11 protein-coding genes are annotated in these 12,474 nt (G+C 64.7%); 4 read left to right on the top strand and 7 right to left on the bottom strand.

Annotated elements, in window-relative coordinates; all coding sequences use genetic code 11:
* Entirely contained in the window at nucleotides 1-939 is a 939-nt protein-coding gene (locus PRtIB026_RS03425) for an MlaD family protein (RefSeq protein WP_050703215.1), read from the top strand.
* Nucleotides 936-1,550 carry an ABC-type transport auxiliary lipoprotein family protein gene (locus PRtIB026_RS03420; RefSeq protein ID WP_203649088.1) on the top strand — a complete coding sequence of 205 codons (615 nt, stop codon included), beginning with the start codon at nucleotides 936-938 and terminating at the stop codon, nucleotides 1,548-1,550. The genes PRtIB026_RS03425 and PRtIB026_RS03420 overlap by 4 nt, the downstream gene beginning before the upstream one ends.
* On the opposite strand, the gene PRtIB026_RS03415 is transcribed toward PRtIB026_RS03420, so the two are convergent.
* The 5 genes from PRtIB026_RS03415 to PRtIB026_RS03395 form a co-directional block, all read right to left on the bottom strand.
* Complete coding sequence (locus PRtIB026_RS03415; RefSeq protein WP_203649090.1) at nucleotides 1,532-2,761, bottom strand: nucleoside recognition domain-containing protein; 1,230 nt, start codon at nucleotides 2,759-2,761, stop codon at nucleotides 1,532-1,534. The two genes, PRtIB026_RS03420 and PRtIB026_RS03415, sit on opposite strands and share 19 nt — an antisense overlap.
* A 251-nt stretch (nucleotides 2,762-3,012) precedes the next feature.
* Nucleotides 3,013-4,347, bottom strand: coding sequence for a glutamate/aspartate:proton symporter GltP (gltP, locus tag PRtIB026_RS03410; RefSeq protein ID WP_050703212.1), 1,335 nt, complete (start codon nucleotides 4,345-4,347; stop codon nucleotides 3,013-3,015).
* 738 nt (nucleotides 4,348-5,085) lie between these two features.
* Nucleotides 5,086-5,556: an inhibitor of vertebrate lysozyme family protein gene (locus PRtIB026_RS03405; protein WP_203649092.1), complete on the bottom strand. Its 471-nt coding sequence runs from the start codon at nucleotides 5,554-5,556 to the stop codon at nucleotides 5,086-5,088.
* Between the two features lie 5 nt (nucleotides 5,557-5,561).
* Nucleotides 5,562-5,723 carry a DUF1328 domain-containing protein gene (locus PRtIB026_RS03400; protein WP_008092060.1) on the bottom strand — a complete coding sequence of 54 codons (162 nt, stop codon included), beginning with the start codon at nucleotides 5,721-5,723 and terminating at the stop codon, nucleotides 5,562-5,564.
* Between the two features lie 39 nt (nucleotides 5,724-5,762).
* A complete protein-coding gene (locus PRtIB026_RS03395) occupies nucleotides 5,763-6,047 on the bottom strand; it encodes a hypothetical protein (RefSeq protein ID WP_203649094.1) in 285 nt (94 codons plus the stop codon).
* 395 nt (nucleotides 6,048-6,442) lie between these two features.
* On the opposite strand from PRtIB026_RS03395, the gene algB reads away from it, so the two are divergent.
* Together algB and PRtIB026_RS03385 are read left to right on the top strand one after the other, a co-directional pair.
* Nucleotides 6,443-7,789 carry a sigma-54-dependent transcriptional regulator gene (gene algB, locus PRtIB026_RS03390; RefSeq protein ID WP_203649096.1) on the top strand — a complete coding sequence of 449 codons (1,347 nt, stop codon included), beginning with the start codon at nucleotides 6,443-6,445 and terminating at the stop codon, nucleotides 7,787-7,789.
* On the top strand, nucleotides 7,786-9,564 hold the full coding sequence (locus PRtIB026_RS03385; protein ID WP_203649105.1) for a KinB sensor domain-containing domain: 1,779 nt from the start codon (nucleotides 7,786-7,788) through the stop codon (nucleotides 9,562-9,564). Before algB ends, PRtIB026_RS03385 begins: the two co-directional genes overlap by 4 nt.
* Before the next feature lie 228 nt (nucleotides 9,565-9,792).
* Here the strand turns inward: PRtIB026_RS03385 and PRtIB026_RS03380 are convergent, their stop codons facing one another.
* Nucleotides 9,793-11,421: an EAL domain-containing protein gene (locus PRtIB026_RS03380; protein ID WP_420713620.1), complete on the bottom strand. Its 1,629-nt coding sequence runs from the start codon at nucleotides 11,419-11,421 to the stop codon at nucleotides 9,793-9,795.
* A gap of 222 nt (nucleotides 11,422-11,643) precedes the next feature.
* Complete coding sequence (locus PRtIB026_RS03375) at nucleotides 11,644-12,420, bottom strand: N-acetylmuramoyl-L-alanine amidase (protein ID WP_050703206.1); 777 nt, start codon at nucleotides 12,418-12,420, stop codon at nucleotides 11,644-11,646.
* Nucleotides 12,421-12,474: the final 54 nt, after the last annotated feature.

Here is a 12,474-nt window from a genome sequence, read left to right as displayed (position 1 = left end):
ATGGAAACCCGAGCTCATCATGTCCTGATCGGCCTGGTCACCGTGCTGGTGGTGGCCGGCGCCATGCTGTTCGGCCTGTGGCTGACCAAGTCCAGCGTCGACGACGCCTTCAAGGACTACGAAGTGGTGTTCAACGAGGCGGTCTCCGGCCTGTCCCGCGGCAGCCCGGTGCAATACAACGGCATCAAGGTCGGCGACGTCAGCAGCCTGCGCCTGGACCCGAAGGACCCGCGCCGGGTGCTGGCCCGAGTACGCCTGAGCGGCGATACGCCGGTCAAGGAGGACACCCAGGCCAAGCTGACCCTGGCCGGGGTGACCGGCAACTCATTCATCCAGCTCAGCGGCGGCACCCCGCAGAGCCCCGAACTCAAGGGCAGGGACGGCAAGCTGCCGGTGATCGTCGCCTCGCCCTCGCCGATCTCGCGCCTGCTCAACGACAGCAGCGACCTGGTGACCAACATCAACCTGCTGCTGCACAACGCCAACCTGATGTTCTCCGAAAGCAACATCGAACGCCTGAGCAACACCCTGGCCAATCTCGAGCAGACCACCGGCGCCTTCGCCAGCCAGAAGGGCGGCATCGCCGACGCCATCGAGCAACTGGCCCAGGTCGGCAAGCAGGCCAACGCCACCCTGGCCGAGACCCAGGCGCTGATGCGCAACGCCAACGGCCTGCTCGGCACCCAGGGCAAGCAGGCCATCGGCAGCGCCGAGCAGGCCATGCAGTCGCTGGCCGAAAGCACCGCCACCATCAACAGCCTGCTGCAGGACAACCGCCAGTCCCTGGACGACGGTGCCCAGGGCCTGAACCAGATCGCCCCGGCGATCCGCGAACTGCGTGAGACCCTCAATTCGCTCAAGGGCATCTCCCGGCGCCTGGAAGCCGACCCCAGCGGCTACCTGCTGGGCCGCGACAACAACAAGGAGTTCCAGCCATGATCCCGTCGCTGCGCCTGGCCTTCGCCGCCGCCACGCTGAGCCTGGTATCGGCCTGCTCGATCCTGCCACAGAGCGAGCCTGTGGATATCTATCGCCTGCCGGTGAACCAGTCGGCCCGCGCCGCAGCGCCGCTGGATTGGTCGCTGCGCCTGAACAAACCGCTGGCCAGCGAAGCCCTGGCCGGGCCGCGTATCGCGGTGATCCCCCAGGGCGATGTGATCAGCAGCTACAAGGGCGCACGCTGGAGCGACCCGACACCGATGCTGGTGCGCAACCGCCTGCTCGACGGTTTCCAGCGCGATGGCCGGGTGCAGCGCCTGAGCGCCGATGACAGCAACCTGCAGGCCGACTACGAGCTGGGCGGCGAGCTACAGGCCTTCCAGAGCGAATACCGCCCGGGCGGTGCGGTGGAGGTGGTGATCCGCTACGACGCGCGGCTGGTGCAGGGCCGCAGCCAGCGCATCCTCGCGAGTAAACGCTTCGAGGTGCGCCAGGCGCTGGGTGAACAGCAGGTGCCAGCGGTGGTCGCCGGCTTCGGCGCGGCCAGCGACCAACTGGCGCGCCAGGTGATCGACTGGACCGTCAGCCAGGCTCAGGCGAAGAACCAGTAGCAGACGAAGATCGCCGCGATCACCCCGGCCAGCTCGGCCAGCAGGGCGCAGCCGACGGCGTGGCGCACGCGCTGGATGCCGACCGCGCCGAAGTACACCGCCAGCACGTAGAAGGTGGTCTCGGTGCTGCCCTGGACGGTCGCCGCCACCAGCGCCGGGAAGCTGTCCACGCCCTGGGTCTGCATGGTCTCGATCAGCATGGCCCGCGCCGCGCTGCCGGAGAACGGCTTGACCAGCGCGGTGGGCAGGCCCTCGACGAAGCGGGTGTCCAGGCCCATCCAGGTCACCGCGTGACGGATGCCGTCCAGGGCCAGCTCCAGGGCGCCCGAGGCACGCAGCACGCCGACCGCCACCAGCATCGCCACCAGGTAGGGCAACAGGCTCTTGGCCACGTCGAAGCCCTCCTTGGCGCCCTCGACAAAGGCCTCGTACACCTGAACCCGCCTTAATGCGCCGATCACCAGGAACAGCATGATCACACCGAACAACGTCAGGTTGCCGAGGATCGACGACAGGCTGGCCAACGCGGCTGCCGACAGCGTGCCGAGGAAGGCCATGAAACCACCCAGCAACAGGGCGCCGGGGATCAGGTAGGCGAGCACCACCGGGTCCCACAGGCGCAGGCGCTGCATCACCGCCACCGACAGCAGGCCGACCAGGGTCGAGCAGCTGGTGGCCAGCAGGATCGGCAGGAACACCATGGTCGGATCGGGCGCGCCCTGCTGGGCGCGGTACATGAAGATGGTCACCGGCAGCAGGGTCAGCGACGAGGCGTTGAGCACCAGGAACAGGATCTGCGCATTGCTTGCCGTGGTGCTGCTGGGGTTGAGCTCCTGCAGCGAGCGCATGGCCTTCAGGCCGATGGGCGTGGCGGCGTTGTCCAGGCCCAGGCCGTTGGCGGCGAAGTTCATGGTGATCAGGCCCAGGGCAGGGTGGCCGGGCGGCACTTCCGGCATCAACCGGGCGAACAGCGGGCCGAGGACCTTGGCCAGCCATTCGACGATGCCGGCCTTCTCGGCGATCTTGAGGAAGCCCAGCCACAGGGTCAGGGTGCCGAACAGCAGGACCATGACTTCCACCGACAGCTTGGCCATGGCGAAGATGCTCTCGACCATCGCGGCGAAGATGCCGGCGTTGCCGCCCACCAGCCATTGGGCCAGGGCGGAGATGGCCGCCACCAGGAAAAAGCCGAGCCAGAGGCCGTTGAGCATCCGTGTGTTCCCCCGTGAAAAATGCCCGAATGATAGCGCATGCCGGTGCTTGGCTGGAGGCCGTGTACCTGTAGGAGCGGCCTTGCGTCGCGATGGGGCGCGTAGCGGCCCCAGGATCTCAGCGCCAAGGCAGAAATAGCTGGGGCCGCTCTGCGGCCCTTTCGCGACACAAGGCCGCTCCTACAGGGGGAGTGGTCGCCTATAAAACAAAAAGCCCCGACAAGTCGGGGCTCTTCGCTCAGCTCAGCGGCTTACTGGTTGACGGTCTTGCCCGCCACCACAGCCTCTTTCTTGCCTTTTTCCAGCACCAGCGACTGGTAGTACGCCGCGCCTTTCTCGGCGTCGTACATGCCCTGCCACTTGGCGATGACCACCGCAGCCAGGGCGTTGCCCACCACGTTCAGCGCGGTACGGGCCATGTCCATGATGCGGTCGACACCGGCGATGAAGGCCAGGCCTTCCAGCGGAATACCCACGCTGCCCAGGGTGGCCAGCAGTACCACGAAGGACACGCCCGGCACGCCGGCGATACCCTTGGAGGTGACCATCAGGGTCAGCACCAGCAGCAGCTGCTGGCTCCAGGACAGGTCGATGCCGTACAGCTGGGCGATGAAGATCGCCGCAATGCTCTGGTACAGGGTCGAGCCGTCGAGGTTGAACGAGTAGCCGGTCGGTACCACGAACGAGCAGATCGACTTCGGCGCGCCGTACTTCTCCATCTTCTCGATCACGCGCGGCAGCACGGTCTCGGAGCTGGAGGTGGAGTAGGCGAGGATCAGCTCGTCCTTCATGATGCGCATGATCTTGATGATCGAGAAGCCGAACACGCGCGCCACCAGGCCCAGCACCATGAAGGCGAAGAAGGCGATGGCGAAGTACACCAGCAGCACCAGCTTGGCCAGTGGCAGCAGGGAGGCGAAGCCGAAGTTGGCGACGGTGGCCGCGATCAGGGCGAACACGCCGATCGGGGCGTAGTTCATGATCATGTGGGTGACCTTGAACATGGTCTCCGACACGCCCTGGAAGGTACGCACCAGCGGCTCGCGCAGGTCGGCGTTGAGGCTCGACAGGCCCATGCCGAACATCACCGAGAAGAAGATGATCGGCAGCATCTCGCCACGCATCAGCGCCGCAAAGATATTCGACGGGATCAGGTTGAGCAGGGTCTCGATGAACGCGTGCTCATGCTGCACCTCGGCCGCGGTGGCCTGGTACTTGGAGATGTCGACGGTGCCCAGGGTGCTCATGTCGATACCGGCGCCCGGGTGGAACACGTTTGCCAGGACCAGGCCGACGACGATGGCGATGGTGGTCACCACCTCGAAGTAGATGATGGTCTTCAGGCCGATGCTGCCCAGTTTCTTCGCGTCGCCAACCCCGGCGATGCCCACGATCAGCGACGAAATCACGATCGGGACGACGATCATCTTGATCAGGCGAATGAAGATGTCGCCGGCCGGCTGGAGGACGTTGCTGATCCACCATGCCTTTTCTGCACTGAAATGATTCAGTAGCGCGCCGACTGCAACGCCCAGCAACAGACCAATCACGATCTGCCAGGCGAGGCTCAGTTTTGCCTTCTTCATGTCATTACCCTTTGTTGTAGTGGTCACGGGCACCGGCCGAAAAGGCGCATGCCAGAGCGGCTGAAAGCCATTCCGGTTGCGCCGGGTCGGTCCGGCGTCCCACTGTAAGGACACCGCGAGCGAACATTGCTGGCGCTCGGGCCGAGGAAAAAGGCGGCAACTATTGCGACGTGGGGAGGGGCAGTCTAATGCCGGAAACGACTACCCTATGCCGAATCGGCATGAGACCGGAAGCCAAAATCGGGCATCGCCAAGCCCTTGATTTTCAACGTTCGGATTTCCGAACAAGACCAAAGCGCCATTTTTAGGCCGATTTGGCAGTAGGACAGAAAGGTGTGAAGTGGCGTGTTCGACAATCCGAATGGCTGAAATGCCACACGAGCTGACCTGTCGGACAACTGAAAATATTTCGATATACGGTAGCGACAAAATGTGTCTGAAGTAAAAAGTCGCTCGTATTAAAGGAAGGAGTCCTACAGGCGCTTCGGAAGCCAGATCGGTCACTTCGTCCTGTTCGGACCCAACCGACCTGCAACTTCCGATGCCACCCTCTCCTGACCCGGCCCATGACGGAGGCACTCCCTGTACCCCTAGGCCACTGCGACCCTGCAACAGTCAGAGCGGCCCGGCCCCCTGGTCATGCGCCGCCCCTCCTCGGGGCAGCGCATCATAGAAGCCTGAAAGATAAAAAGGTTCAGCTTCTATCTAGTGACACTATTTACAGTGCGCGACCGCTGGTCAGTACCAGTTCGGGTCACGCTTGAGCTGCTCCTGCAGCAAGGCCTTCATGCCCTCGTCCGGCTTGCCCAGCCAGCGGTAGTTGGCATGGCGGGTCGGCGACTTGTCGGCGGGCAGGCCTTCGGGCACTTCCACGAGCATGCCGTAGGCTTCTTCCTTGTCCCAGCTGAAGGCCACGATCATGCGCTTGTAGGTGCAGTTGCCTTCGGACTCGCACAACGGCCCGACCAGGTACTGGTCGCCGTCCTCGGTCACCGCCGACATCTGCTGCGCCGAACTGCCGCTCAGGTTGATCACCCACTCGGGCAGGCGCTCCTCGTTCTTGAGGGTCTTCTGCCAGGTTTTTTGGTATTCGGGGTCCGAGCCGAGCAACTGGTTGGCCCGGACCTGGCCGTCATTGGCCGCCAGCGCCGTCGCGCCGCTGCCCAGCAGCAGCGCGACAACCAGGGCCTTGGGGAGCATCCTGCTCATGGTCATCAACCTCTGCCGCGGCCGAAGAAGAAGGAGGCGACGAACAGCACCAGGAAGACAATGAACAGGATCTTCGCGATACCGGTCGCGGCGCCAGCGATACCACCAAAGCCCAGGACCGCGGCGATGATGGCGATGATCAGGAAGGTGATTGCCCAACTAAGCATGATGTTTCTCCTTTTCTTGTGCGAAATCGGTCGATGGCGTCAGAACACCCAACGCTCCTCGGGCTGGACGCGCTCGAGCACGGCAGGCGCGGTGTCGGCACTGGGCAGCGGCTCGGCGGCCTTGACCAGGGTGGTGGCATGGGTTGCCCGCATTTGCGTCAACAGCGCGGTCTGCACCGCCACCTGCTCGGCCAGCCGGGCGGTCTGCCAGCTGTGGTAGAACAGGCCCACCGCCAAGGTGAGCAGCAGGGCCATGCCGAGAATCAACAGATGGTGCAGGGGAACTACAGCGCTCTGCTCACGATGGTCTTGGGGGCGATTCATGCCGGCTCCTCCTGCTGCTGTGCTTGTTATCCGTTCTGCAGAGGTCGTTGCAGCCTGCATGCCAGCCTTAGCTCACAACAAAAAATCCTTTTAAATCATATAGATACTTAATTACCGCATTTTGCCAAGGGACGTATCCTGCACGATGCCCCGCAAAAAGGTCGTGCGTTTTGCACGACCCGCTCCTCGGTCAGACCGTGACGATGCCTCGACTCAAGACCCGCGGATCGGGGTACCAGGCCAACTTCCCATGATTAACTTCATATTTATCAGCCATTTAGCCATCATGAAGGCATGCAGCTAGCATGCATGGATGGGAATCAATCAGAATCGACCATGCAACTTGCCCGATTTTTCCGACACTAATTGAGATCAATCCCAAAGGAGCGCAGGAAATGGAATCAGCCCAGGACAACCAAGGCCGCATTCTGCTGGTGGACGACGAGTCCGCCATCCTGCGCACTTTCCGCTATTGCCTTGAAGACGAGGGCTACAGCGTGGCGACCGCCAACAGCGCCTCCCAGGCCGAGACCCTGTTGCAGCGCCAGGTGTTCGACCTGTGTTTCCTCGACCTGCGCCTGGGCGAGGACAATGGCCTGGACGTGCTGGCGCAGATGCGCATCCAGGCACCTTGGATGCGGGTGGTGATCGTCACCGCCCACTCGGCCATCGACACCGCGGTGGATGCCATCCAGGCCGGCGCCGCCGACTACCTGGTCAAGCCCTGCAGCCCCGACCAGCTGCGCCTGGCCACCGCCAAGCAGCTGGAGGTGCGACAACTGTCGGCGCGCCTGGAAGCCCTGGAAGGCGAGGTACGCAAACCCAAGGACGGCCTGGACTCCCACAGCCCGGCGATGATGGCGGTACTGGAAACCGCGCGCCAGGTGGCGACCACCGACGCCAACATCCTCATCCTCGGCGAGTCGGGCACCGGCAAGGGCGAGCTGGCCCGTGCCATCCATGGCTGGAGCAAGCGGGCGCGCAAGGCCTGCGTGACCATCAACTGCCCCTCGCTGAATGCCGAGCTGATGGAGAGCGAGCTGTTCGGCCACACCCGTGGTGCCTTCACCGGTGCCAGCGAGAGCACCCTGGGGCGGGTCAGCCAGGCCGATGGTGGCACGCTGTTTCTCGACGAAATCGGCGATTTTCCCCTCACGCTGCAACCGAAACTGCTGCGTTTCATCCAGGACAAGGAATACGAGCGGGTCGGCGATCCGGTCACCCGTCGGGCGGACGTGCGAATCCTGGCGGCCACCAACCTCAATCTCGACGAGATGGTCCGCGAGAACCGCTTCCGTGAAGACCTGCTGTACCGGTTGAACGTCATCACCCTGCACCTGCCGCCGCTGCGCGAGCGCAGCGAGGACATCCTGACCCTGGCCGACCGTTTCCTGGCCCGCTTCGTCAAGGAATACTCGCGCCCGGCCCGCGGCTTCAGCGACGAAGCCCGGGCCGCGCTGCTCAACTACCGCTGGCCGGGCAATATCCGCGAACTGCGCAACGTGATCGAACGGGCCAGCATCATCTGCCCACAGGAATGGGTGGAGATCAGCCACCTGGGCATGGCCGAGCAGTCCGTCAGCAACGCACCCAGGGTCGGCGCGGCGCTGAGCCTGGATGAACTGGAACGCGCCCATATCGGCGCGGTGCTGGCCACCAGCGACACCCTCGACCAGGCGGCCAAGACCCTCGGCATCGACGCCTCCACCCTGTACCGCAAGCGCAAGCAGTACAACCTATGAAATGGCCGATGAAGCTGCGCACGCGGCTGTTCCTCAGCATTTCGGCGCTGGTCACGGTAGCCCTGCTGGGGCTGATGCTGGGGCTGTTCAGCGTGCTGCAGATGGCAGCCCTGCAGCAGCGCGTGGTGCAGGACACCACCCACACCCTGGAGCTGGGCCTGAAGCTGCGGCAGAACCTGGGTGAGCAACTGAACCTGATCCTCGACGAGGACACCGTTCCGACCAGCCTGGTGACCTTGCAGGAGCAGTTCCAGACGCTGCTCAAGCAAGGGCTGGAGCAAGGCGGCGAGCGCACCGGCTTCAGCAAGGCCGCCAGCAACTACCAGGCGTTCGTCCAGGCCTACCGGCAGAGCCCCGCACCCGCCCGCAGCATGGGTGTGGACCAACCCCTCGGCGCCGCCTTCAACCAGGTCCGCACCGACCTGCTGGACTCTCACCGCCAGGCCCTGGAGCACATCGCCCGCAGCGAGGAGAAAGCACGCGACCGCGCCCTGCTGATCAGCGGCCTGCTGGGGCTGATGGGCCTCACCGTGCTGGTACTCGGTTTCATTACCGCGCACAACATCGCCCGCCGCTTCGGCCAGCCGATCGAGGCGCTGGCCAAGGCCGCCGACCAGGTCGGCCAGGGCAATTTCGACGTCACCCTGCCGGTGACCCAGGCCACCGAGCTCAACCAGCTGACCCGTCGCTTCGGCCTGATGGCCGATGCCCTGCGCAAGCACCAGGCCACCAACATCGACGAACTGCAGGCCGGCCAGCAGCGCCTGCAGGCAGTGCTCGACAGCATCGACGACGGCCTGCTGATCATCGATCGCCAGGGCCGCCTGGAACACCTCAACCCGGTGGCCCAGCGCCAGCTCGGCTGGGACCCGAGCCGGCTCGGCGCAAGCCTGGCCGAGGCCCTGCAGCGCCCGGAGCTGGAGAAGCAGCTACGCCAGGTGCTGCGCGGCGGCAGCCTGGACCGCCCGCCGGACGACCTGAGCCTGGAGGTGGATGAGGAAACCCGCCTGCTGACCTACAGCCTGACCCCGGTCAGCCACCCCGAGGGACCGATCCTCGGCGCGGTGATGGTGCTGCACGATGTCACCGAACAGCGTGCCTTCGAGCGGGTACGCAGCGAATTCGTGCTGCGCGCCTCCCACGAACTGCGCACGCCGGTCACCGGCATGCACATGGCGTTCGGCCTGCTGCGCGAGCGGGTCAGTTTCCCGCCCGAGGCGCGGGAAAACGACCTGCTCGAGACCATCGCCGAGGAGATGCAGCGCCTCACCCAACTGATCAACGACCTGCTCAACTTCTCCCGCTATCAAAGCGGCCTGCAGAAGCTGGAGCTGGCCCCCTGTGCCCTCGACGAACTGTTCGAGCGCGCCCAGGCACGCTTTGCCGAACAGGCTTCGGGCAAGCAGATCGAGCTGGTACGCGAGCTGGAACCGCCGCTGCCGCGTATCCAGGCCGACGTCGCGCAACTCGACCGGGTGCTCGACAACCTGCTGCACAACGCCATCCGCCACACCGGCAGCGGCGGGCGCATCCGCCTGCACGCGCGGCGCCACGCAGAGCGGGTGATCATCAGCGTCGAGGACAATGGCGAAGGTATCGCCTACGGCCAGCAAGGGCGGATCTTCGAGCCGTTCGTGCAGGTCGGGCGCAAAAAGGGCGGGGCCGGCCTGGGCCTGGCGCTGTGCAAGGAGATCGTCCAGCTGCATGGCGGACGGATGGGGGTGTTCTCACGGCCAGGGCAGGGCACGCAGTTCTATATGGCCTTACCGGTCTGACAGACATTTTCGGTGGGAGCGGGTTTATCGGACCGCCGCACCGCCGCGAACACCGGCGAAGCCGGTGCCAGGCACCGCGCTGGATTCTTCGCGGGTAAACCCGCTCCCACAGGGATCGCGCCAGATTCTAAAAGTTGAGCAAGACAGTTGCTCCCACAGGGGCAAGCTAAATCACTGAGCTGTGTGTTGGGCTTGCGCAGCGATGAGGCTGGCGCAGGCAGTCCAGCCTCAAGGCTCATCATCGATCCGCCGCCCCGCCACCCGCCGCCCCCGGGTAATCAGCTCGGCAAACTGGCGCGCGTTCAACGGATGGGCGAACAACCAGCCCTGGCCATAGTTGACCCCCTCGCTGTTGAGCAGCACCGCCTGGTCCTCGGACTCGATACCCTCGGCGATCACCCGCAAGTGCAGGTCGTGGGCCATGCGGATGATGTGCGGCGCCACGCCGCTGCTGGCGGCGTCATGGCCGAGGGCGTCGATGAACGACTTGTCGATCTTCAGGCAGTCCACGGGCAATGTCTGCAAGTAGGCCAGGCTGCAATAGCCGGTGCCGAAGTCATCGATCAACACCTGATGCCCCACGTCGCGCAGGGCCTGCAGGTTGTCCCGCGCCACCACCACGTCGATCAGCCCGCGTTCGGTCACCTCGAAGGCAATCTGCCGGGGCGCCACCCGATGATGGGCCAACAGCCGCGCCGCCACCCGGCCGATACGCGGCGCCATGACATCGCAGGCCGCCAGGTTAACCGAGATGTACAGCTGGCGGTTGGCCCGCAGCAACTGCCCCAGTTGCTCGAGCACCCGCTGCAGGACGAAATCGGTTATCTGGCGAATCTGCCCGGTGTTCTCCGCCAGGGGAATGAACAGCTCCGGGCTGGTCAGGCTGCCGTCCGGGCGGCGCCAGCGCACCAGCGCCTCGGCCCCGACGCAGCGGCGGCTGTCCAGCTCGAAGATCGGCTGGTACAGCACCTGCAGTTCGCCCCGGCGCAAGGCCTGCTGCAGCTCCGAGCTCATCGAGCGGCGCTGCAGGATCAGTTGCAGCACCAGCCAGCCGATGCACGCCGCCAGCACCAGGCTGCCGGGGAACAGCAACCAGAGCAGGCCGTTGAGCTTCAGGGGCAGGCTGGCACGAGGGGCGATCAGCACCAGCTGGTAGTCCGGCGACTTGGTGGACATGCGATAGACCAGGCGGTCGGGCAGTTCGATCAGCGACTTGCCCTGCGGCGGCGGCCAATCGGCGATCGGTGGCCAGGGTTGCGCCGGCCCCAGCACCGGAATGGCCCGCGTGCCCCGGTCCAGCACCACCAGCAGGCTGCCGCCCGGGGGCAGGTCGACCACGTCGGTGAGATGGCCACGGGAGGTCGACACCACGAAGCGGCCCCGGCCCAGCATCAGCGCCGCGAGGTTCTCGTTGGGCTCGGTGGTGGTGTTGAGCCAGTAGCTGTAGGTCGGGCCCTGGATATCAGGGCTGCGCAAAGGTTCGATAGTTCGCTGGCCGCCGCGGTTCGAACAGGCCAGCGAGCCTTCCACATAGGACGCCTCGTAGATGAACCGCGACTTCAGCGCCACCTGCTGCAGTTGCGCCAGCATCTGCGGGTCACAGCCACGCAGGGGTTGCGCCTGAAGCTGGTCCACGCCCTCGCGCAACTGACCGAACACCTGCTCCAGGCGCTCCAGGAAACGCTCGCCCTGGGCGTTCATCTGCGCGCTTTCACTCTGCTTCATCTGCTGCAAGGCGACGTTGACGCTGATCGCCAGCAACAGCACGGCACTGGCCAACGCCGCGAGCGCGGCCAACAGCCAGGGTCGGTGGAAAAATTGACGCACCGAAGCGAGGAGGTCAAACATGCGTGGCATCCAGTTGAATACCAAAGGTATAGCAACTGAATCGGAGCTTGGCGCGGCCGCTGGGCATATGGATTATCAGGATTGATCCATCCCCTGTGTAGGAGCGGCCTTGCGCCGCGAAAGGGCTGCGCAGCAGCCCCGGCAATCTTGAGTCAAGTTCAAGATCCTGGGGCCGCGCTGCGGCCCTTTTCGCGGCACAAGGCCGCTCCTACAGGGTCAAGCTACTCAGTCTCACCGTTTGCGGTTGAGCACCTGCAGCATCGCCGCAGTCTGCGCATCCGGCACACCGTCAAAGCGCTGCGGGCGGAAACGCATCTGGAAGGCGGCGATCACATGCCGGGTGGAAACATCCAGCTCGCCAGTCTGGTCGATGGCGTAGCCAAAGCGCGCCAGCTGCTGCTGGTACCAGGTGACACTTGGCGGATTGACCTCGAAGTAGGCCTGTTGCCGTGCCACCGAGGCGGCATCCGGCCAGATGCCCAGGCCGGCATCGGCCAGGCGCTTCCAGGGGAACAGTGGGCCCGGGTCGAGCTTGCGCAACGGCGCGATGTCGCTGTGGCCGATGATGTGGCGCGGATCGATGTTGTTGCGCTTGACGATATCCTTGAGCAGCGCGATCAGCGCCTGCACCTGCGCTTCGCTGTACGGATGCCAGACCCGCCCGGTCGGCGTGTCGGTATACCCCTCGTTGACGATCTCGATGCCAATGGAGCTGGAATTGAGCCAGGTGCGACCCTGCCACTGGCTGTCCCCGGCGTGCCAGGCGCGACGATTCTCGTCCACCAGCTGATAGACCGTGGCCGGGCCATCACCGATCAGGTAGTGGCTGCTGACTTCGCCATGGGTCAGCAAGGCAAGCGAACGCTCCAGCGAGGCATTGGTGTAATGCAGCACGACAAACTGGATACGGCTGTCCTGGTTGGCCGAGGGGTGGCTGCGGTCGATGCGCAGGCCACTGGAACAACCTGCCAGGGCCAGCAGGAGCAGGGCGGTGAAGAGTCTTTTCATTGCAAGGGGCACGTGATGGAGTCAGCGGCGACAATGCTACAGTATAACGTGCCC

This window comes from Pseudomonas sp. RtIB026 (assembly GCF_016861355.2).
In the GTDB taxonomy this organism is placed as follows: Bacteria; Pseudomonadota; Gammaproteobacteria; order Pseudomonadales; family Pseudomonadaceae; genus Aquipseudomonas; species Aquipseudomonas peradeniyensis.
The sequence above is the reverse complement of the archived record's forward strand: the minus strand, read 5'-3'. Positions and strand labels throughout refer to the sequence as shown.

Excerpts from the sequence above, each read along its gene's own strand:
- PRtIB026_RS03425 (WP_050703215.1), top strand. The coding sequence starts at position 1 with ATGGAAACCCGAGCTCATCATGTCCTGATCGGCCTGGTCACCGTGCTG.
- PRtIB026_RS03420 (WP_203649088.1), top strand. The coding sequence starts at position 936 with ATGATCCCGTCGCTGCGCCTGGCCTTCGCCGCCGCCACGCTGAGCCTG.
- PRtIB026_RS03415 (WP_203649090.1), bottom strand. The coding sequence starts at position 2,761 with ATGCTCAACGGCCTCTGGCTCGGCTTTTTCCTGGTGGCGGCCATCTCC.
- gltP (WP_050703212.1), bottom strand. The coding sequence starts at position 4,347 with ATGAAGAAGGCAAAACTGAGCCTCGCCTGGCAGATCGTGATTGGTCTG.
- PRtIB026_RS03405 (WP_203649092.1), bottom strand. The coding sequence starts at position 5,556 with ATGAGCAGGATGCTCCCCAAGGCCCTGGTTGTCGCGCTGCTGCTGGGC.
- PRtIB026_RS03400 (WP_008092060.1), bottom strand. The coding sequence starts at position 5,723 with ATGCTTAGTTGGGCAATCACCTTCCTGATCATCGCCATCATCGCCGCG.
- PRtIB026_RS03395 (WP_203649094.1), bottom strand. The coding sequence starts at position 6,047 with ATGAATCGCCCCCAAGACCATCGTGAGCAGAGCGCTGTAGTTCCCCTG.
- algB (WP_203649096.1), top strand. The coding sequence starts at position 6,443 with ATGGAATCAGCCCAGGACAACCAAGGCCGCATTCTGCTGGTGGACGAC.
- PRtIB026_RS03385 (WP_203649105.1), top strand. The coding sequence starts at position 7,786 with ATGAAATGGCCGATGAAGCTGCGCACGCGGCTGTTCCTCAGCATTTCG.
- PRtIB026_RS03380 (WP_420713620.1), bottom strand. The coding sequence starts at position 11,421 with ATGCCACGCATGTTTGACCTCCTCGCTTCGGTGCGTCAATTTTTCCAC.
- PRtIB026_RS03375 (WP_050703206.1), bottom strand. The coding sequence starts at position 12,420 with ATGAAAAGACTCTTCACCGCCCTGCTCCTGCTGGCCCTGGCAGGTTGT.